This window comes from Cupriavidus gilardii, from assembly GCF_013347325.1.
Taxonomy (GTDB): Bacteria; Pseudomonadota; Gammaproteobacteria; order Burkholderiales; family Burkholderiaceae; genus Cupriavidus; species Cupriavidus gilardii.
Genome location: NZ_CP054626.1, coordinates 939452 through 957387, shown reverse-complemented (window position 1 = coordinate 957387; position 17936 = coordinate 939452). Strand labels below are relative to the sequence as shown.

Below are 17936 nucleotides of genomic sequence, written 5' to 3'. Positions count from 1 at the left end.
GCTCAGGCCGCCTTGCCGACCCGGTTGACGATATCGAGCGCGACCGCCTCGGCCACCTCGATGCCGTCGATCGCCGCGGAATAGATGCCCCCCGCGTAGCCCGCGCCCTCGCCGGCCGGATAGAGGCCCGCGACATTGACGCTCTGGTAGTCGTCCTTGCGGCGGATGCGCAGCGGCGACGAAGTCCGCGTTTCGACGCCGGTCAGCACGGCGTCGTCCATCGCGAAGCCGGGCACCTGTCGTTCGAATGCCGGCAGCGCCTCGCGAATCGCCTCGATCACGTAGTCCGGCAGCGCGGTGCTCAGATCGGTCGGCGTCACGCCCGGCTTGTACGACGGCTCGACCGTGCCGAGCGCGGTCGATGGCCGCCGCGCGAGGAAGTCGCCGACCAGCTGGCCCGGCGCGCAGTAGTTGCGTCCGCCCAGTTCGAAGGCGCGCTCTTCCCAATGCCGCTGGAAGTCGATGCCGGCCAGCGGTCCGCCCGGATAGTCGGCGGGCGTGATGCCGACGACGATGCCCGCATTGGCATTGCGCTCCGCGCGCTTGTACTGGCTCATGCCGTTGGTGACCACCCGCCCCGGCTCCGATGCCGCCGCTACCACGGTGCCGCCCGGGCACATGCAGAAGCTGTAGACCGAACGGCCGTTGCTGCAGTGGTGCACGATCTTGTAGTCGGCCGCGCCCAGCAGCTTGTTGCCGGCAAACTTGCCGAAGCGGCTGCGGTTGATCATGCCCTGCGGATGTTCGATGCGAAAGCCCAGCGAGAACGGCTTGGCTTCCATGAATACGCCGCGTCGGTACAGCATCTCGAAGGTGTCGCGCGCGCTGTGGCCGACCGCCAGCACGACCTGCTCGCACGGCAGGTAGTCGCCGTTCGACAGCTGCAGGCCGCGGACGCGGCCGCCTTCGATGTCGATGTCGTCGACGCGCGTGCCGAACCGGATCTCGCCGCCGAGGGCGAAGATCTCGGCGCGGATGTTCTCGACCATCTTGACCAGCCGGAACGTGCCGATGTGCGGCCGCGCCTTGAACAGGATGTCCTCGGGCGCACCCGCCTTGACAAACTCGTGCAGCACCTTGCGGCCGTAGTGCTTCGGGTCCTTGATCTGGCTATAGAGCTTGCCGTCGGAGAAGGTGCCGGCCCCGCCCTCGCCGAACTGCACGTTCGATTCAGGATTGAGCACGCTCTTGCGCCATAGCCCGAAGGTGTCGCGAGTGCGCTCCCGCACTTCCTTGCCGCGCTCGAGAATGATCGGGCGAAAACCCATCTGCGCGAGGATCAGCCCGGCCAGCAGGCCGCACGGGCCCATGCCGATCACCACCGGCCGCGGCGTCGCCGTGTGCTGCGGCGCCTGCGTGACGAAGCGGTACGTCATGTCCGGCGTCACGCTCCAGTTCGGCTTGCCGGCGATGCGCTTGCGCGCCGCGTCCTCGTCCTTCACCTCGATATCGACGATATACGTCAGCTTGATATCGGAGCGCTTGCGCGCGTCGTGCGCGCGGCGGAACACGGTAAAGGACACCATGCCATCGCCCTTGACGCCGATGTCGATCAGACGCGCACGGACAGCGGCCTCCAAGTCACTTTCGGAATGGTCGAGGGGGAGCTTGAGTTCACTGAGGCGTAGCATGGGGGACAAGGTATTCGGCGGCCGAGCGGCGGGTCCGATGGCCAACCCGCAATTCTAAAGCCTTTCGGTGCCGTCGGCCGCTCGCGGCCGCCCCTTCCTTGCCCAGCCGGTCCGTCAGTCCTGCGCCGGCGCCTGCCCCAGCAGCGCGGCGTAGCGGGCCATGTCGACATTGCCGCCGGACAGGATGATGCCGACCCGCTTGCCGGCGATCTGGACCTTGCCCGCAAATGCCGCGGCGGCGGCCAGGCAGCCGGTGGGCTCGACCACCAGTTTCATGCGGCCGGCAAAGAAGCGCATCGCCTCGATCAGTTGAGCGTCGCTGACCGTGACGATATCGTCGACCAGTTGCTGCAGTACCGGGAAGGTGTGGCGGCCCAGATGCTGGGTCTGCGCGCCGTCGGCGATGGTGTCGGGCGTGCCGATTTCGACGATGCGCCCCGCGCGCAGGCTTTGCTGGCCGTCGTTGCCCGCTTCCGGCTCGACACCGATGATGGTGCAGCCCGGATGCATCGCCCGGGCCGCCACGGCGCAGCCCGACAGCAGACCGCCACCGCCCAGCGGCACCAGCAGCACGTCCAGCGGACCGGCCTGCTCGAACAGTTCCTTGGCGGCCGTGCCCTGGCCGGCCATCACGTCCGGATGGTCGAACGGCGGGATCAGCGTCAGTCCCTGCTCGCGCGCCAGCCGCTCGCTGATGGTCTGGCGGTCCTCGGTATAGCGGTCGTACAGCACGACTTCGCCGCCATAGCCGCGCGTCGCGGCGATCTTGGCCGCGGGTGCATCCTTGGGCATCACGATCACCGCGCGCGTACCGAACAGCCGCGCCGACAGCGCGATCGCCTGTGCATGGTTGCCCGACGAGAAGGCCGCGACACCGGCGGCGCGCTGTGCGGCGGACAGCTGCGCAATCGCGTTGTAGCCGCCGCGAAACTTGAAGGCACCCATGCGCTGCAGGTTCTCGCATTTGAAGAACAGCCGCGCGCCGGTCTGCGCGTCGGCGGTGGCCGAAGTCAGCACCGGCGTATGGTGCGCGACGCCGCTGATGCGGCGGTGCGCCTCCACGACATCGATGAACGAGATGGCCAATTGCGTCATGGGACAGCACTCCTTGCAGGGAAAAAAAGTACGCGATTCGAATGGGACGGGCATCGGCCGGGCTCAGTGCGCCAGGCGCCGGCGGCGCCAGCCGGAAAGTATGCGCGCGATGCGGGCCCGGGAGAATACCCAGGCACGTTGGCGCAGCCGCACAGTGGTATCGCGCCGCGCACGCACGGAACACCAGCCCGAGCGGGACAGCGTGACCACGCTGCCGGACGCCAGCGTCCGGCGCGGCCAGTGCAGCGCGCCGGCCAGCAGCAGCGGCGGCTCGACCAACTCCACGTCGCCATCGGCGACATGCAGTTCGGTGCCGGCCCTGGCGTGGAAGCCCACCGCATGGCCGGCATGCAGCATCAGGGCGCGGTAGTGGTAGATCGGATGTGGCAGCAGCGACAGGATGGACATGAGGGGCCTCGGGCTCGGGCGTCAAATTCAGGGTCGGCGTCGGGGTCGGGTTCGGCTGCGGCAGCAACCGCGGCGGCGCCTCGTGCCGCCGGCACGACCAGACGGACCGGCCGGTTCGTCAGTGCCGCGATCGACTGAACGCAGCGTACCGGCCGCGGCCGCGGTGCGGCAGGCACACCGCACCGGAACGGACAGCAGAACAGAGCCCCATCCTTTGCTCTGTTACGATACGGCGGATACTTTTCTGTATCTGTTGCGCATCGGCCGGATGCGCCACCATGCCGCATGGACTCCGCCCCGCTGTATCGCCAACTCGCCGGCCACTATCGGCAGGCCATCGCCGCGGGCACGCTGCTGCCGGGCGAACGGATGCCCTCGATACGGGCCCTGATGGAGCGCCACGACGTCAGCCTGTCGACGGCGCTGCAGGCGTGCCGCGAGATGGAGGCGCAAGGGCTGCTCGAAGCGCGCCCCCGCTCCGGCTACTTCGTCCGCCCCCCGGCACCGCAGACCACACCGATCGCCGAACCGTCGGCATCGCTGCCCGATCCCGCCCAGTACGTCGGCATCCACGCGCGCATCTCGGCGATCATCGCGCGCGGCCGCCGGTATCCCGACGCGGTCAATCTTGCGGGCGCCTGCGCGCCGCCCGAGCTCTATCCGGTCGAAGCGCTGCGCCAGGCCACCGGCCGCGCGCTGCGCCGCCACCCCAATCTGCTGGGCAGCGCGGTCGAGCCCGACGGCCATCCGGCACTGCGCGCCGCGCTGGCGCGCCAGGCGCTGCAGGCCCGCATGACGCTGGCGCCGGAACAGATCGCCATCACGCATGGCTGCACCGAGGCGCTGAACCTCGCCTTGCGCGCAGTGGCCGGCCCGGGCGACGTCATCGCGGTCGAATCGCCGACCTATTACGGATTGCTGCAAATCCTCGAAAGCCTCGGCATGCGGGCGCTCGAGGTCCCGTGCAGTCCGCAGACAGGGCTGTCGCTGGAGGCGCTGGAACTGGCCGCGCAGACCTACGACAACATTCGCGCGGTGGTGGTGGTGCCGAACCTGCAGAACCCGCAGGGCAGCATCATGCCGGACGCGAACAAGGCGCGGCTGGTGCAATGGTGCGAGGCGCGCGGCATCGCGCTGATCGAGGACGACTGCTTCTCGACGCTGGCCGACGACGACACGCCGCTGGCGGCCGCCAAGGCATGGGACCGCAGCGGCAACGTGATCTACTGCGCGTCGCTGCACAAGAATCTGGCGCCCGGCATGCGGCTCGGCTGGATTGCCGCCGGCAGATGGCAGGCCCGCGTCGAGATGCTGAAGTTCAGCCAGTCGCGGCCGAACGAGCTGCTGTCGCAGATCGCCGTGGCCGAGCTGATGGCGTCCGGCGATGTCGATCGGCATCTGCGGCGCCTGCGCGCGCGGCTGCGCCACCAGCGTCATTGGGCAGCGGAGACCATCGCGGCGCTGTTTCCGCCCGGCACGCGGCTGTCGGCACCGCAGGGCGGCATGCATCTATGGGTGGAATTGCCGGACCGGCTGTCGTCGGAGGCGGTGTTCGAGCAGGCGCTCGAAGCCGGCGTGCGCGTGATGCCAGGCGTGGTGTTCTCCAACTCGAGCCGCTTCGACCATTGCCTGCGGATCAATATCGGCGCGCCGCGCTCGACCGCGCTGGAGCGGGCGTATCGGAAGCTGGCGGGAGTGGTGGCGCGGCTGTCGCCACGCTAGGAGGAGCGGTGGGACGCGGTGCATGGCACCGCGTCCTTGCAGCGGCTGCGGTCCCGAAGCCGGCAGCGTTACAGGAAGACGATCAGCGCGACGCCGGCGGCGATCAGGCCGAACTTGACCACGTAATAGACCTGGCGGTTCCACGCTTTCAGGCGGCGGCGATATTGGCCGCCCAACCAGACGATGCGGAACAGCTTGTTGATCATGCCGGTCTGGTCGTTCTCGTCGTTCGGCGAACTGGCGGCGCTCATCACCTTGCGGCCCAGCCAGCGATTGATCTTGCCGGCCCAGCCATAACGCATCGGCCGTTCGATGTCGCAAAACAGGATCAGCCGGTTCTGGTCGCTGCGGTTCTCCGCCCAGTGCAGATAGGTCTCGTCGAAGACCACGCCCTGCCCGTCGCGCCAGCTGTGCCGCTCCCCGTCGACCTCGATGAAGCAGCGGTCGTCGTTCGGCGTGGCCAGCCCGAGGTGGTAGCGCAGCGAACCGGCGAACGGATCGCGGTGCGGATTGAGCTTGCCGCCCGGCGGCAGCTCGGCAAACATCGCGGCCTTGACGAACGGCAGTTCGCGCAGCAGCGCGACCGTGCGCGGGCACAGCTGCTCGGCCGACGGGTGATGCGCCTCGTACCACTTCAGGTAAAAGCGCTTCCAGCCGTATTTGAAGAAGGAATTGAAGCCGGCATCGTCGTTCTTCTCGGCCGCCTTGATCTTGCGCATCGCGGCCAGCGCCAGCCCTTCGTCGCGGATCTCGGGCCAGGCGGCGCGCAGCTTCTCCAGTTCAGGGAAGCGCTCCACCGGGATGAACGGCGTGCGGGGAACGCCGGAGAACGCGTACATGAAGCAATTGACCGGCGCCACCAGCGCCGAATGATCCAGCAATTGCCGCCAGATGCGCAGACGCACCTTGCCGCGGAAATGCACATACAGAATCGCGCCGAGATAGGCCGCGACAATGATCCACTTGACCACCTCGAACTCCCCCTGAGCTGCCTGGTGCCAGCCTGTTGCCGTGCGGGCAAAGGCACACCATTAGCAATGAAGGATCGTAGTTTACCTAAATGGCTGGCTCGGCGCTGGAGAGCGGGATCAAGGCTTGCCGCGGGACTGGCGGGCGATGCGCTCGATCAGCGCGCGGGCGTCGTCGGGAGCGCCCTGCAAGGTCAGAAGGCGCGCGTTCAGCACCATGTTTTCGAGGACCAGCTTGGCGGTCGAGGCCCACATGGTGGCCAGCACCGCGTCGACCGGCATGCCGGCCGCTTCCATTGCCTGCGAGCGCTCGGCCACCAGACGGCAGACCAGGGACCGCAGCGCGCCGTCGTCGAATGGCAGGTTCGCATAGTCGATCGGATCTTCCTTCTCGACCTCGACCATCAATTGCATCAGCATGTCCTCGGTCATCGGCAGCTCCTTGCGGGATGATGCGGGTGCCCCCTTGCGGGATCGGGCAGCGGCGGCGCGGGCGCGGGCCCATGCGACCGAAGCTACGGCAAACGGCGCCGGGCTGTCAATTCCGGGCCCTCGCCCGGCGCGACGAATCGATCCCGGCCAGCGATAGAAAATGGCCTCGCACCCCAGCTGAACAAAGCGCGGGCGGCACGGTCAGATCACGTGGTTCTCATTCTCATTTCGACCGGAGACGCACGAACAATGACGAAGCGTTTGTTGTCCGCCATGCGGCAGTACGCATGGTTCCAGGGAGTCAAGCATCACGTCGTCCAGGGTGTCGAGGCGCTGGCCGAGCTGCTGAAGTCCCCTTCCGTCGCCGCGCGCGCGGTGGCCGCGATCATCGCCGAGACCGAGCACGGCGTGCAGGTGTGGGTGTCGTACTTCGGCAAGCCGCTCGACCCGCATACCAACTACGTGCTGTGGCCCACCCGCGCGCTGAAGGCGGCGCGCCGGCGCGTCGCGCTTCCGGTCTTTCCGGCCCGCGATCGGCCCGAAGGTTGACGGCGTAAAGTTGACGGCGTCAATCGCCATCGGACAGGCGTGCTGTAGGCCACGTCCCGACAGCAGGCGCCCCGGGGCCGCCACTAGAATGGACATCACACCGCCAACCCACAGCACGGAGGCCGAGATGGACATGCCCGAACCGGTACACGACGAAGCGCTGGTCAACCTTTACCTCGAGCGCATCTCGGCGCTGTCGGTCAGCGCGTTCGATGGCGCCGATGTCGGTGACGAACTGCAGCAGCTGATGACCGAGGCGGTCAGCGAATGCGACGCCAGCAAGACGGCTCCGGTCGGCAACAATCTGCAAGTCCTGGTGGCCAGGTTGCGCGAACGCGCCGAGGCCGCGGAGCGTGAAGATCAGCCGGCGATACGCGAGACGTTCGAACAGGCGATCGCGCTGGCGGGCGGTTCCGCAGTGTAAGCGCGGCAAGGCGCGGACGACCCGGCCCCGATGCATCGAACACGGAGGCAGTGAAGGCGGTACTTGTCAGGGGGATACTGCGAGGGACGGAACTGCGTGCCGCTGAGATGTCTGCACGGTACCTGGTTCAATGGCCAGGCACCGTGCGTAACGACGACATCTCGGGAATCTGGTTGCGGGGGCAGGATTTGAACCTGCGACCTTCGGGTTATGAGCCCGACGAGCTGCCAGACTGCTCCACCCCGCGTCTGGAAGAACAACATTATGCAGCAATCGCGCCGCCATTGCAAGCCTTATTGTCGGCACGAACTCCGGCCGCGAAGCGGCAATCCATCACAACGTGACATGATGGCGCACGACTCCCGCGATGCCGCCACGGGCCTCAGCACTCCGGACCGAGAATGCGATCGACGCGCGCGTAACCCGCGCTGAAGGCCGCGACCTCGGCGGCATGGCGGGTCGCAAAGACCTGCTCGCCGCTGGAGATCCTCTCGACATCGCCGGCATCGCTCGGATCGCCACCCTCCTGCCCGATGCGGACCTCGTAGGTCCATCCCGAGGCTCCGCCACCCTCTCGCTCGGACACCAGCACATAAACGTCCATGCCGCGATAGTCCTCGACACGCCAGTCGTCGTCATGCATCGCGCCTCCTGCAATGGGCCTGGTACACAGGTTCAGGCTAGCCAGCGTGCGGCGCAGGCGCAAGGCGGCGAAGGCTGACGCGGCTGTCGGAGAACGGCGCAGTCGAAACGCAATTTGACAGTGAGCCTGCTCGATTCGTGCCATCATCCTCGCCATTGCAGAACCCGTGTCAGCCGGGCATTCCCGCCTGGCCGCGAGCCCGGCCAGAACCCCGCACCAACGTCAATGCATCATGGAAAATCGCAAGATGGACCGAATCGATCGACTGGAACAATCGGTGACCCGGCTCGAGGGCGACGTCTCGATGTTGAAGACCGACGTGTCGACTCTAAAGGCCGACGTCTCATCGCTGAAGACGGACGTCTCGTCCCTGAAGACGGACGTGTCGTCCCTGAAGACCGATGTCGCCCACCTGACCACCAGTGTCGCGGACATCCAGACCACGCTGACGCGCCTCGACGCCAAGCTTGACCTCGGCGAGATCCGGGCCTCGGTCGAACGCGCGCATACCGACATCTACAAGTGGGTCGCCACGCTTGCGATCTCCGTCGCCGCGCTGGGCTTCGCGGCATACGCCGGACTGAAGGCCGGCGCCAACGTCACGAGCGGCCGCCCAAGCGCGGTGGCAAACAGCGAGAATCCGGCCGCGCTGTAAGGGGGAGCGCTCGATCAGCGTCGATCGCCACGCTGGCGGCCCGGCATCCGCGGCAATCCAGCCCCACCGGCAACACCAAAACAAAAACGGCCTGGAGAGAAGACTCTCCAGGCCGTTCGTACTGCATGTAGGTGGCGCGGCTGGCAGGATTCGAACCCACGACCCCTTGGTTCGTAGCCAAGTACTCTATCCAACTGAGCTACAGCCGCACGCGAGAAAGAGATTATATCGCGTTTTTTGTTTTTGGGAAGCCCCCTGCGTCATCTTTTTCGGCGTCACCGTTGCAGGCCGCTGTTCCTATAATGTCTGCCTGCCAAGAAGTGATCCGTACCATGAGCAAGGCATTTGTCAAAGAACCGTCGGACGACGAAGACGACGACCTCCCCGAAGGCGCGACCCCGCTGCCTGCCGGCACCAAGAACTACATCACCGCGCAGGGCTACCAGCGGCTGCGCGACGAGTTGATGCACCTGATCGATGTCGAGCGACCCGAGATCGTGCAGATCGTTTCGTGGGCCGCGTCGAACGGCGATCGTTCGGAGAACGGCGACTATCTGTACGGCAAGAAGCGTCTGCGCGAGATCGATCGGCGCATCCGCTTCCTGACCCGCCGGCTCGACAAGGCCGAGGTGGTCGACCCCTCGCTGCAGGGCGACAACGACCAGATCTTCTTCGGCGCGACGGTGACCTACGCCAACCAGTCCGGCGAGGAAAACACCATCACGATCGTCGGCATGGACGAGGTCGATCTGGACGCGCACCGGGTCAGCTGGATCTCGCCGATCGCCAAGGCGCTGATCAAGGCCCGCGAAGGCGATACCGTGCCGCTGCGCACGCCGAGCGGCATCGAACAGATCGATATTCTGGAAGTCCGCTATCCGAAGCGCGGCGAGGCCTGAGGCCCTGCCGACCCCGGCCGCGCGTCAGCCGTCGTTGCGGTCGCGGAAGATGCGGATGACGTCGGTGTTGCGGCGCAGGGCCCGCATCACGTTGGCCAGGTGCAGGCGGTCGTGGACCTGGATCACGAACTGCATATAGGTCGCTTCCTGCCGGCCGTTGTCTTGGTGCTCCATCGCGACGTGGGCGACGTTGGCGTCGGCGGCGGTCAGGTCTGCCGCCACGCGCGCGACGATGCCCTTGACGTTGCGCACCAGCACCTTGATCGAGACGTCGAAGGCACGCGTGGTCTTGTTGGCCCACATGACCTCGATCCAGTGCTCCGGATCCTTGCTGTGCAGCCGCTTGGCCACCTTGCAGTCCTGGACATGGATCTGCAGCCCTTCGCCCTTGCCGAGATAGCCGACGATCGAATCGCCGGGAATCGGCCGGCAGCACGCCGAGAAGATCATCGACATGCCCTCGTCGCCGGTGATCGGCACCGCGGGCGCCTCCTCGCCGGCAAAGGTCTGCACCGCCGCCATCAACGCGGTATCGAAGTCGCCGGACAGCTCCTGCAGCAGGATCTCCATGCGCTTGGCGACCACCGCCGGCACGCGCCGCCCCAGCGCCAGGTCGGCGAAGATGTCGTCGCGCTGCTTGTTGCCGGTCCACTGGATCATCCGTTCCCAGACCGGCTGCGGCACCGCCTTCAGGTCGATGCCGAGCTGGCGCGCGGCCTGCTCCAGCAGCCGCTCGCCGAGCTGGATCGCCTCGTCGAGCTTGGTCGTCTTCAGATAGTGGCGGATCGCCGCGCGCGCCTTGCCGGTACGCACGAACGACAGCCAGGCCGGATTGGGCTTCGAGTACGGCGCGGTGATGACCTCGACGATATCGCCGCTCTTCAGTTCGGTACGCAGCGGCAGCAGCTCGTTGTTGATCTTGACCGCGACGCACTGGTTGCCGAGATCGCTGTGCACCGCATAGGCGAAGTCCAGCGCCGTGGCTCCGCGCGGCAGCGCGCGGATATGGCCCTTGGGCGTGAACACATAGACCGCGTCCGGGAACAGGTCGATCTTGACGTGCTCGAGGAATTCCTGCGAATCGCCGGTCTGGCTCTGGATATCGAGCAGCGACTGCAGCCACTGGTGCGCCTGCTGCTGGATATCGTTGATCTGGTCGGCGTGATGCTTGTACATCCAGTGCGCGGCCACGCCAGCCTCGGCGATCTGATGCATCTCGCGCGTGCGGATCTGGAACTCGACCGGCGTGCCGAACGGGCCGACCAGCGTCGTATGCAGCGACTGGTAGCCGTTGATCTTCGGGATCGCGATGTAGTCCTTGAACTTGCCGGGCATCGGCTTGTACAGCCCATGCAGCGCGCCGAGCGCCATGTAGCAGTGCATCTGCGTCTCGACCACCACGCGGAAGCCGTAGACGTCGAGCACCTGCGAGAACGACAGCTGCTTGTCGTGCATCTTGCGGTAGATGCTGTACAGGGTCTTCTCGCGGCCCGACAGCTCCGCCACGATGCCCGCGTTGGCCAGCGCGCTCTGCGCGGCCTCGAGGATGCGCGAGACCACCTCGCGGCGATTGCCGCGCGCCGCCTTGACGGCTTTCTCCAGCGTCGCGTAGCGGAACGGCGAGCCAACCTTGAACGACAGCTCCTGCAGCTCGCGATAGGTGCTGTTCAATCCGAGCCGATGCGCGATCGGCGCGTAGATCTCCATCGTCTCCAGCGCGATGCGCCGGCGCTTCTCGGGCGGCACGAAGTCCAGCGTCCGCATGTTGTGCGTGCGGTCCGCCAGCTTGACGAGGATCACGCGCACGTCGCGCGCCATCGCCAGCAGCATCTTGCGGAAGCTCTCCGCCTGCGCCTGCTCGCGGCTCTGGAATTCGAGCTTGTCCAGCTTGGTCAGGCCATCGACCAGTTCGGCGACCTTGGGACCGAACTTCTCGGCCAGCTCGCTCTTGGTGATGCCCTGGTCCTCGATCACGTCGTGCAGCAACGCCGCCATGATCGACTGCGCATCGAGCTTCCACTCGGCGCACAGCTCGGCGACCGCCACCGGATGCGTGATATAGGGCTCGCCGCTCTGCCGGTACTGGCCGAGGTGAGCTTCGTCGGAAAACTGGAAGGCCTCTCGGACGAGGGCCTGGTCGGCAGGCTTCAGGTAATTGAGCTTCTCCATCAGCCTGGAGATGGAGATTACCTGTTGCCGCGGCGGCACCGCGGGCTGCGAGGTCGGGCCGAAGAAATGCCGGTACGTCTGCGCGAGGACCGCGTCGATGAACAGGCCGTCCGCAGCCTGGGCAGCCGGCGCGGCCAGCGCGATGCCGCTGTCGGTCTCGCGCGGCTGCGCGGACGCGGCGCTCGCGGCCCGGCCCTTGGCGGGTGCCATCGCCGGGGCGACGGCGCGCTCGCCGACCACGTCGTCGCCCAGGGGATCGGGCAGGTTCGGCGCGCCGGTGCGCGCCGCGGCGCGCGTCTCCCCCGTGCTGCCCGGCTTGGGCGACGATCGCGAGGAAGAGCGCGGCGACGAGGGCATGATGGCGGCCTGTGGTTCAGACGTGGGCAACGAATGCGATCAGGACAATCCGGTCGACCAGGGCGACGATCGGGCGGGATCCCAGGATAGCTCGCAATGCCGTTGAAAACCGGGCCGCCGGCCGATCAGGTCGGAACCTTCTTCAGCATTTCGATGCCGACCTGGCCCGACGCGATCTCGCGCAGTGCCACCACGGTCGGCTTGTCCTTGGCCTCGACCTTCGGCGTGTGCCCCTGCACCAGCTGGCGCGCGCGGTAGGTCGCCGCGAGCGCGAGCTCGAAGCGGTTCGGGATGTGTTTCAGACAATCTTCGACGGTAATACGCGCCATATCAAATCTACCTTGAGACAGAACCTATGCGATGGCCGCCATTTTACCGCAGGTGGCCCGCGGCCCCGCGGCCTCGCCTTCAGTGGATGCCGAGTTCGATGAACAGATCGGCGTGCCGCGCCTTCTGCGACGAGAAACGCAGCCGCGTGGCACGCACCACGCAGCGCAGCTTTTCCAGCGCTTCGTCGAACACGTCGTTGATGATCACGTAGTCGGCTTCGGAGGCATGCGCCATCTCGCTGCCGGCCGCCAGCAGGCGCCGCACGATCACGTTGGGCTCGTCCTGCCCGCGCTTGCGCAGACGCTCTTCGAGCGCGGTCAGCGACGGCGGCAGGATGAAGACCTCGACCGCATTGGAGAAGCGCTTGTGCACCTGCTGCGCGCCCTGCCAGTCGATCTCCAGCAGCACGTCGTGGCCATGCGCCATCTGCTGCTCGATCCAGACGCGCGAGGTCGCGTAGTAGTTGCCGTGGACCTCGGCCCATTCGAGGAAGTCGCCGCGATCGCGCGCCTCGCGGAAGGCTTCGATCGTGGTGAAGTGGTACTCGCGTCCGTCCTGCTCGCCGGGACGCGGCGGCCGCGTGGTATGCGAGATCGACAGGCGGATCGACGGGTCCTGCGCCAGCAGCGCGTTGACCAGCGTGGATTTGCCCGCGCCGGACGGGGCCACCACCATGAACAGGTTGCCGGGGTAGACGGTGTCGATCGCGGTATGCGACTGCGCCGGCGCGTTGGACGCAGGATGGGGCTGAGTAGTGTCGCTCATGTTGGTCATTCGAGATTTTGAATCTGTTCGCGCATCTGCTCGATCAGCAGCTTGAGCTCCATCGACGCATCGGCCAGTTCCTTGGCCGCGGCCTTCGAGCCCAGCGTGTTGGCCTCGCGGTTCAGCTCCTGCATCATGAAGTCGAGCCGCTTGCCGACCTGGCCGCCCTTGTCGAGGATATGCCGGGTCTCGTTCAGATGCGCCTCGAGCCGGGACAGCTCCTCGGCGATATCGATGCGGATGCCGTAGACGGTCGCCTCCTGGCGGATGCGCTCGCCGATCTCGTCGCGCGACATCGATGGCATGCCGTTCGGCGCAACCAGGTTGAAGGCCTCCTGCAGCCGCTCGGTCAGCTTCTCCTGGTGCTGCGCGATCAGGTCCGGCACCGCGGGCGCGAGGCGCTGCACGATCGCCAGCATCGCGTCGATGCGGTCGACCAGCGCGGCCTTCAGCGCATCGCCCTCGCGGCGGCGCGCTTCGAGCAGCTGCGCCAGCGCGTCCTTGGCGGCGCCGAGCACCGCGTCGCGCAGCGCATCCTGCGACAGCTCGGGCTCGATCAGCACACCGGGCCAGCGCAGGATCTCGCCCATGCGCAGCGTGCCGGCCTGATCGAAGGTCCTGGCGACGGTGGTTTCGAGCTCGCGCAGCTGCGCGAGCAGGCCGGTATTGAGCGCCAGCGCCGCGCCGCCCGCGTCGGTGCGCTGCAGATTGATGCGGCACTCGAGCTTGCCGCGCGACAGCTTGGCCATCAGCATCTCGCGCAGGGCCGGCTCGAACGCGCGGCACTCTTCCGGCGCGCGGAACAGCAGATCGAGGAAGCGCGAATTGACGGTGCGGAATTCGACCGACACGGCGGCGGTCCTGCCGCTGGGCGCGCCATGCGCGTCGGTCAGCGGTGCCTGGCGCGTCGCCAGGCCATATCCGGTCATGCTATGGATCATGGATTCGTCTCTTGAGGGGGCTGGCGGCGAGGGCCGCACGACGCGGCGACCGCGGCCTGCCCGGCAGTGGGCTGACCAACACTGATTGAACACAGTATTGTAAAGAACTTTGCCCGGCGGCCCCCTCGCCGCCCCGCTACCGCGCCACTGCCGCGCCGCCGCCGTGCGGGACCCGGCGCGGCGCGCGGCCGCCAGCATCCGCGGGCACCCGGCGTTAAAATCGCGCCTGTTCCCGATTTTCCTTCCAAGAGAGCCTCCATGCGACCCAGTGGACGCGCGGCCGACGCGCTGCGCCCGATCACCCTGACCCGCCACTACACCCGGCACGCCGAAGGTGCGGTGCTGACCGCCTTCGGCGACACCAAGGTGCTGTGCACCGCCAGCGTGCTGGCCAAGGTGCCGCCGCACAAGAAAGGCAGCGGCGAAGGTTGGGTGACCGCCGAATACGGCATGCTGCCGCGCGCCACCCATACCCGCTCGGACCGCGAGGCCGCGCGCGGCAAGCAGTCTGGCCGCACCCAGGAGATCCAGCGGCTGATCGGCCGCGCGCTGCGCTCGGTGTTCGATCTGTCGCGGCTCGGCGAATACACGCTGCAGCTCGATTGCGACGTGCTGCAGGCCGATGGCGGCACCCGCACCGCCGCGATCACCGGCGCCTTCGTCGCCGCCCATGACGCCGTCTCGGTGATGCTGCGCGACGGCCTGATCGCGGAAAGCCCGATCCGCGACTTCGTCGCCGCGGTATCGGTCGGCATGGTCGACGGCGTGCCGGTGCTCGACCTTGACTACGCCGAAGACAGCGCCTGCGACACCGACATGAACGTCGTGATGACGGGCAGCGGCGGCTTCGTCGAGGTCCAGGGCACCGCCGAGGGCGTGCCGTTCTCGCGCGCGCAGCTCGACGCGATGACGCAGCTGGCCGAGCGCGGCATCGCGCAGCTGGTCACGATGCAGCGCCAGGCGCTGGATCTGGCATGACGGCGGGCATGACGGCGAACATGACCGCGGGCATCGCCATGCGCGCCGCGCAACGCCTGGTGCTGGCCTCGAACAACGCCGGCAAGCTGCGCGAGTTCGGCGCGCTGCTGGCGCCGCTGGGCTTCGACGTGGTGCCGCAGCGCGAGCTCGGCATCCCCGAGGCCGAGGAACCGCACGTGACCTTCGTCGAGAATGCGCTGGCCAAGGCGCGCCATGCCAGCCGCCTGTCGGGCCTGCCCGCACTGGCAGACGACTCCGGCATCAGCGTCGACGCGCTGGGCGGCGCGCCCGGCGTCTACTCGGCGCGCTACGCGCAACTGGCCGGCAAGGAGAAAAGCGACGCCGCCAACAATGCCCATCTGATCGCCGAGCTGGCAGGCCACAGCAATCGCCGCGCGCACTACTACTGCGTGCTGGTGCTGGTGCGCCATGCCGACGATCCCTGCCCGATCATCGCGGAAGGGCGCTGGGACGGCGAAGTGGTCGATGTCCCGCGCGGCGACGGCGGCTTCGGCTACGACCCCTACTTCCTGCTGCCGGCGCTGGGCAAGACCGCCGCCGAACTGTCGGCGGAAGAGAAAAACCGCGTCAGCCATCGCGCGCTGGCCCTGCAGGCACTGTGCGAGCGGCTGCGCCAGGACGCGGCCATGGATAGCGCCACGCAAAACGCCACCGATAGCGCGACCGATAGCGCCACCGATAGCGCTACCGAAAACGCCGCGAACACGTCCGCGCACGGCCGGCCATGATCCCGATCCTCCCCGTCACCGGCACCGCGCCCGCCCCCGCTTCGTCCGGCGGCGACAGCGTCGGCCTGTGGCTCAAGCCCGGGCAGATTTCGCTGCCGGCCTCGCCGCCGTTGTCGCTGTATGTGCACGTGCCCTGGTGCGTGCGCAAATGCCCGTATTGCGACTTCAATTCGCACGCGGCGCCCGACGGCAGCGAGATTCCCGAGGCCGCGTATCTCGACGCGCTGCGAGCGGACCTCGAGCAATCGCTGCCGCTGGTATGGGGACGCCCGGTCCATACGGTGTTCATCGGCGGGGGCACGCCGAGCCTGCTGTCGGCCGCCGGCATGGACCGGCTGCTGTCCGACATCCGCGCGCTGCTGCCGCTGGACGCCGATGCCGAGATCACGATGGAGGCCAACCCCGGCACCTTCGAGGCCGAGCGCTTCGCCAGCTATCGCGCCAGCGGCATCAACCGGCTGTCGATCGGCATCCAGAGCTTCAACGACGAACACCTGCGGGCACTGGGCCGCATCCACGGCGGCGCCGAGGCCCGCGCCGCGATCGACATCGCGCTGCGCCACTTCGACAACGTCAATCTGGACCTGATGTACGCGCTGCCACAGCAAACGCTGGCGCAGTGCCGGCAGGACGTCGAGACGGCGCTGTCGTACCGCACTTCCCACCTGTCGCTGTACCACCTGACGCTGGAACCGAACACGCTGTTCGCGCGCTTTCCGCCGGCGCTGCCCGACGACGACACCGCCTACGAGATGCAGGACTGGATCGAGGCGCGCACGGCCGAAGCCGGCTATCGCCACTACGAGACCTCGGCCTATGCGCAGCCGCATCGCGAGGCGCGTCACAACCTGAACTACTGGCGCTTCGGCGACTACCTCGGCATCGGCGCGGGCGCGCACGGCAAGCTGTCGTTCCCGCATCGCGTGCTGCGCCAGATGCGCTACAAGCATCCGGCCACCTATATGGCGCAGGCGATGGCAGGCAACGCGGTGCAGGAAGCGCGCGATGTCGATGCCGCCGAGCTGCCGTTCGAATTCATGCTGAACGCGCTGCGGCTGACCGACGGCGTGCCGGCGAGCCTGTTCCACGACCATACCGGCCTGCCGCTGCATGCGATCCGCCGCGAGCTGGCGCAGGCAACCGACAAGGGCCTGCTGGACCCGGACCCGACCGTGATCCGCCCGACCGAGCTGGGACGGCGCTTCCTGAACGATCTGCAGGAGATCTTCCTGAAGTCGTGAGCGGCAGCGGCCCCCCGCCGCACCCATGAAAAAAGGCCGCGATCCGCGGCCTTTCTCCATTCCATTGCTGCCCTCGCAGCGGCGGAACTCGCTCAGATCGGCGACGCCATGTCGTTGGCGACCTGCACCCGCTGGCCGACCTGCAGATTGTTGGCCTGGCGCTGCGTCACGGTGGCCATGCGGCCATCGTCGAGTCGTACGTGCACGCGATAGACGGTCTCCATGCCGCCGGTGGCACGCTGCTCGATCTGGTTGCCGGCCACGCCGCCCGCCACCGCACCGCCAATCGTCGCGATGGTCTGGCCGCGGCCGCCGCCGATCTGGTGGCCGAGCAGGCCGCCGGCCAGACCGCCGATCACGGTGCCGAGCAGGCCCGAGCTGGCGCCGCGCGGTTGTTGAATCGGTTCGATCGCTTCGACGCGACCGTAGAACACCGAGCCGGCCGGCGCCTGGTAGGACCCCTGGCCGTAACCCGTATTGGCCGCCGGGGCGCCGTAGCCATAACCGCCACCGGGCGCCGCGCAGCCGGCGGTACCGATCGCGGCCGCCAACGCGGCCATGCCAAACAAAGTCTTGCCATTCATTTAATGTTCTCCTGACTGGGACGAGAAGAGACGGGATGCGGCGCACCGCCGCTTCCCTCCTGCCCTAGGAGGTATACATCCAGACAAGGTTCCGCGATGTCGGACGGACGCCGACAGGGCCGGTTTCTTGTCTTCCCGCGGTGCAAGATGTGTAACGAGGCGTTTCCGACCCCACCGGGATACCGCCTTGCTATAATGCGCGGCCGGCGCAAGGCCGGCCCGTCATGGGACTGGAGACGTGGCCGAGTGGTTTAAGGCAGCAGTCTTGAAAACTGCCGATGGGGTGACCCATCCGTGAGTTCGAATCTCACCGTCTCCGCCAATCGCAGCACAAGACCTTCACGGCCACATCCGCACGGCCACACATCCCCCGACGCAATGAAAAAGCCCCGCATG

At 67.4% G+C, this 17936-nt stretch carries 19 protein-coding genes and 3 tRNA genes; 9 read left to right on the top strand and 13 right to left on the bottom strand.

Annotated elements, in window-relative coordinates:
• Nucleotides 1-2: 2 nt before the first annotated feature.
• From FOB47_RS14560 to FOB47_RS14550, 3 genes are all read right to left on the bottom strand, one after another.
• On the bottom strand, nt 3-1631 hold the full coding sequence (locus FOB47_RS14560) for an NAD(P)/FAD-dependent oxidoreductase (RefSeq protein ID WP_174781397.1): 1629 nt from the start codon (nt 1629-1631) through the stop codon (nt 3-5).
• A gap of 114 nt (nt 1632-1745) precedes the next feature.
• Complete coding sequence (locus FOB47_RS14555) at nt 1746-2726, bottom strand: threo-3-hydroxy-L-aspartate ammonia-lyase (protein ID WP_174781396.1); 981 nt, start codon at nt 2724-2726, stop codon at nt 1746-1748.
• A gap of 63 nt (nt 2727-2789) precedes the next feature.
• The gene (locus FOB47_RS14550) at nt 2790-3134 is read right to left on the bottom strand and encodes a hypothetical protein (RefSeq protein WP_053821384.1); all 345 of its coding nucleotides are present in this window, start codon (nt 3132-3134) and stop codon (nt 2790-2792) included.
• Between the two features lie 285 nt (nt 3135-3419).
• Here FOB47_RS14550 and FOB47_RS14545 point away from each other — a divergent pair, with 285 nt between their 5' ends.
• Nucleotides 3420-4856 carry an aminotransferase-like domain-containing protein gene (locus FOB47_RS14545; protein WP_053821383.1) on the top strand — a complete coding sequence of 479 codons (1437 nt, stop codon included), beginning with the start codon at nt 3420-3422 and terminating at the stop codon, nt 4854-4856.
• A 68-nt stretch (nt 4857-4924) separates the two neighbouring features.
• On the opposite strand, the gene lpxO is transcribed toward FOB47_RS14545, so the two are convergent.
• Together lpxO and FOB47_RS14535 are read right to left on the bottom strand one after the other, a co-directional pair.
• Nucleotides 4925-5827 carry a lipid A hydroxylase LpxO gene (gene lpxO / locus FOB47_RS14540; protein ID WP_006579274.1) on the bottom strand — a complete coding sequence of 301 codons (903 nt, stop codon included), beginning with the start codon at nt 5825-5827 and terminating at the stop codon, nt 4925-4927.
• Nucleotides 5828-5944: 117 nt separating this feature from the next.
• Nucleotides 5945-6256 (bottom strand): hypothetical protein, encoded by a 312-nt coding sequence (locus FOB47_RS14535; protein ID WP_053821382.1) that lies wholly within the window; start codon nt 6254-6256, stop codon nt 5945-5947.
• A gap of 249 nt (nt 6257-6505) precedes the next feature.
• Here FOB47_RS14535 and FOB47_RS14530 point away from each other — a divergent pair, with 249 nt between their 5' ends.
• Both FOB47_RS14530 and FOB47_RS14525 read left to right on the top strand, forming a co-directional pair.
• Nucleotides 6506-6805 carry a hypothetical protein gene (locus FOB47_RS14530; protein ID WP_053821381.1) on the top strand — a complete coding sequence of 100 codons (300 nt, stop codon included), beginning with the start codon at nt 6506-6508 and terminating at the stop codon, nt 6803-6805.
• A 133-nt stretch (nt 6806-6938) separates the two neighbouring features.
• The gene (locus FOB47_RS14525) at nt 6939-7229 is read left to right on the top strand and encodes a hypothetical protein (RefSeq protein WP_043440599.1); all 291 of its coding nucleotides are present in this window, start codon (nt 6939-6941) and stop codon (nt 7227-7229) included.
• Nucleotides 7230-7399: 170 nt separating this feature from the next.
• On the opposite strand, the gene FOB47_RS14520 is transcribed toward FOB47_RS14525, so the two are convergent.
• Both FOB47_RS14520 and FOB47_RS14515 read right to left on the bottom strand, forming a co-directional pair.
• Nucleotides 7400-7476, bottom strand: a tRNA-Met gene (locus FOB47_RS14520).
• A 135-nt stretch (nt 7477-7611) separates the two neighbouring features.
• A complete protein-coding gene (locus tag FOB47_RS14515; RefSeq protein WP_174781395.1) occupies nt 7612-7872 on the bottom strand; it encodes a hypothetical protein in 261 nt (86 codons plus the stop codon).
• Between the two features lie 247 nt (nt 7873-8119).
• Here FOB47_RS14515 and FOB47_RS14510 point away from each other — a divergent pair, with 247 nt between their 5' ends.
• Nucleotides 8120-8527, top strand: coding sequence for a hypothetical protein (locus FOB47_RS14510; RefSeq protein ID WP_174781394.1), 408 nt, complete (start codon nt 8120-8122; stop codon nt 8525-8527).
• Nucleotides 8528-8659: 132 nt separating this feature from the next.
• Here FOB47_RS14510 and FOB47_RS14505 read toward each other — a convergent pair.
• Nucleotides 8660-8736, bottom strand: a tRNA-Arg gene (locus tag FOB47_RS14505).
• A gap of 123 nt (nt 8737-8859) precedes the next feature.
• Between FOB47_RS14505 and greB the strand changes: the two genes are divergently transcribed.
• On the top strand, nt 8860-9426 hold the full coding sequence (greB, locus tag FOB47_RS14500) for a transcription elongation factor GreB (RefSeq protein ID WP_174781393.1): 567 nt from the start codon (nt 8860-8862) through the stop codon (nt 9424-9426).
• Nucleotides 9427-9450: 24 nt separating this feature from the next.
• Here greB and FOB47_RS14495 read toward each other — a convergent pair whose 3' ends face one another.
• From FOB47_RS14495 to FOB47_RS14480, 4 genes are all read right to left on the bottom strand, one after another.
• The gene (locus FOB47_RS14495; RefSeq protein WP_232962998.1) at nt 9451-11952 is read right to left on the bottom strand and encodes a RelA/SpoT family protein; all 2502 of its coding nucleotides are present in this window, start codon (nt 11950-11952) and stop codon (nt 9451-9453) included.
• 125 nt (nt 11953-12077) lie between these two features.
• Nucleotides 12078-12281, bottom strand: a complete 204-nt coding sequence (gene rpoZ, locus FOB47_RS14490) for a DNA-directed RNA polymerase subunit omega (RefSeq protein ID WP_006578656.1) — start codon at nt 12279-12281, stop codon at nt 12078-12080.
• A gap of 79 nt (nt 12282-12360) precedes the next feature.
• A complete protein-coding gene (gene gmk, locus FOB47_RS14485; protein ID WP_226994888.1) occupies nt 12361-12957 on the bottom strand; it encodes a guanylate kinase in 597 nt (198 codons plus the stop codon).
• A gap of 95 nt (nt 12958-13052) precedes the next feature.
• Nucleotides 13053-13988, bottom strand: a complete 936-nt coding sequence (locus FOB47_RS14480) for a YicC/YloC family endoribonuclease (RefSeq protein ID WP_053821377.1) — start codon at nt 13986-13988, stop codon at nt 13053-13055.
• 258 nt (nt 13989-14246) lie between these two features.
• Between FOB47_RS14480 and rph the strand changes: the two genes are divergently transcribed.
• The 3 genes from rph to hemW are packed head-to-tail and all read left to right on the top strand — an operon-like array spanning nt 14247 to nt 16956.
• Nucleotides 14247-14966, top strand: a complete 720-nt coding sequence (rph, locus tag FOB47_RS14475; protein WP_053821376.1) for a ribonuclease PH — start codon at nt 14247-14249, stop codon at nt 14964-14966.
• Nucleotides 14967-14974: 8 nt separating this feature from the next.
• Nucleotides 14975-15715, top strand: a complete 741-nt coding sequence (gene rdgB, locus FOB47_RS14470) for an RdgB/HAM1 family non-canonical purine NTP pyrophosphatase (RefSeq protein ID WP_244959427.1) — start codon at nt 14975-14977, stop codon at nt 15713-15715.
• On the top strand, nt 15712-16956 hold the full coding sequence (gene hemW / locus FOB47_RS14465; RefSeq protein WP_174781392.1) for a radical SAM family heme chaperone HemW: 1245 nt from the start codon (nt 15712-15714) through the stop codon (nt 16954-16956). Before rdgB ends, hemW begins: the two co-directional genes overlap by 4 nt.
• A 92-nt stretch (nt 16957-17048) precedes the next feature.
• Here hemW and FOB47_RS14460 read toward each other — a convergent pair whose 3' ends face one another.
• Nucleotides 17049-17540 carry an outer membrane lipoprotein gene (locus tag FOB47_RS14460; RefSeq protein WP_006578288.1) on the bottom strand — a complete coding sequence of 164 codons (492 nt, stop codon included), beginning with the start codon at nt 17538-17540 and terminating at the stop codon, nt 17049-17051.
• A gap of 232 nt (nt 17541-17772) precedes the next feature.
• Here FOB47_RS14460 and FOB47_RS14455 point away from each other — a divergent pair.
• A tRNA-Ser gene (locus tag FOB47_RS14455) sits at nt 17773-17862 on the top strand.
• Nucleotides 17863-17936: the final 74 nt, after the last annotated feature.

Coding starts and splice junctions, on each gene's coding strand:
- FOB47_RS14560 (WP_174781397.1), bottom strand. CDS start 1,631: ATGCTACGCCTCAGTGAACTCAAGCTCCCCCTCGACCATTCCGAAAGT.
- FOB47_RS14555 (WP_174781396.1), bottom strand. CDS start 2,726: ATGACGCAATTGGCCATCTCGTTCATCGATGTCGTGGAGGCGCACCGC.
- FOB47_RS14550 (WP_053821384.1), bottom strand. CDS start 3,134: ATGTCCATCCTGTCGCTGCTGCCACATCCGATCTACCACTACCGCGCC.
- FOB47_RS14545 (WP_053821383.1), top strand. CDS start 3,420: ATGGACTCCGCCCCGCTGTATCGCCAACTCGCCGGCCACTATCGGCAG.
- FOB47_RS14535 (WP_053821382.1), bottom strand. CDS start 6,256: ATGACCGAGGACATGCTGATGCAATTGATGGTCGAGGTCGAGAAGGAA.
- FOB47_RS14530 (WP_053821381.1), top strand. CDS start 6,506: ATGACGAAGCGTTTGTTGTCCGCCATGCGGCAGTACGCATGGTTCCAG.
- FOB47_RS14525 (WP_043440599.1), top strand. CDS start 6,939: ATGCCCGAACCGGTACACGACGAAGCGCTGGTCAACCTTTACCTCGAG.
- FOB47_RS14515 (WP_174781395.1), bottom strand. CDS start 7,872: ATGCATGACGACGACTGGCGTGTCGAGGACTATCGCGGCATGGACGTT.
- FOB47_RS14510 (WP_174781394.1), top strand. CDS start 8,120: ATGGACCGAATCGATCGACTGGAACAATCGGTGACCCGGCTCGAGGGC.
- greB (WP_174781393.1), top strand. CDS start 8,860: ATGAGCAAGGCATTTGTCAAAGAACCGTCGGACGACGAAGACGACGAC.
- FOB47_RS14495 (WP_232962998.1), bottom strand. CDS start 11,952: ATGCCCTCGTCGCCGCGCTCTTCCTCGCGATCGTCGCCCAAGCCGGGC.
- rpoZ (WP_006578656.1), bottom strand. CDS start 12,281: ATGGCGCGTATTACCGTCGAAGATTGTCTGAAACACATCCCGAACCGC.
- gmk (WP_226994888.1), bottom strand. CDS start 12,957: ATGGTGGTGGCCCCGTCCGGCGCGGGCAAATCCACGCTGGTCAACGCG.
- FOB47_RS14480 (WP_053821377.1), bottom strand. CDS start 13,988: ATGATCCATAGCATGACCGGATATGGCCTGGCGACGCGCCAGGCACCG.
- rph (WP_053821376.1), top strand. CDS start 14,247: ATGCGACCCAGTGGACGCGCGGCCGACGCGCTGCGCCCGATCACCCTG.
- rdgB (WP_244959427.1), top strand. CDS start 14,975: ATGACGGCGAACATGACCGCGGGCATCGCCATGCGCGCCGCGCAACGC.
- hemW (WP_174781392.1), top strand. CDS start 15,712: ATGATCCCGATCCTCCCCGTCACCGGCACCGCGCCCGCCCCCGCTTCG.
- FOB47_RS14460 (WP_006578288.1), bottom strand. CDS start 17,540: ATGAATGGCAAGACTTTGTTTGGCATGGCCGCGTTGGCGGCCGCGATC.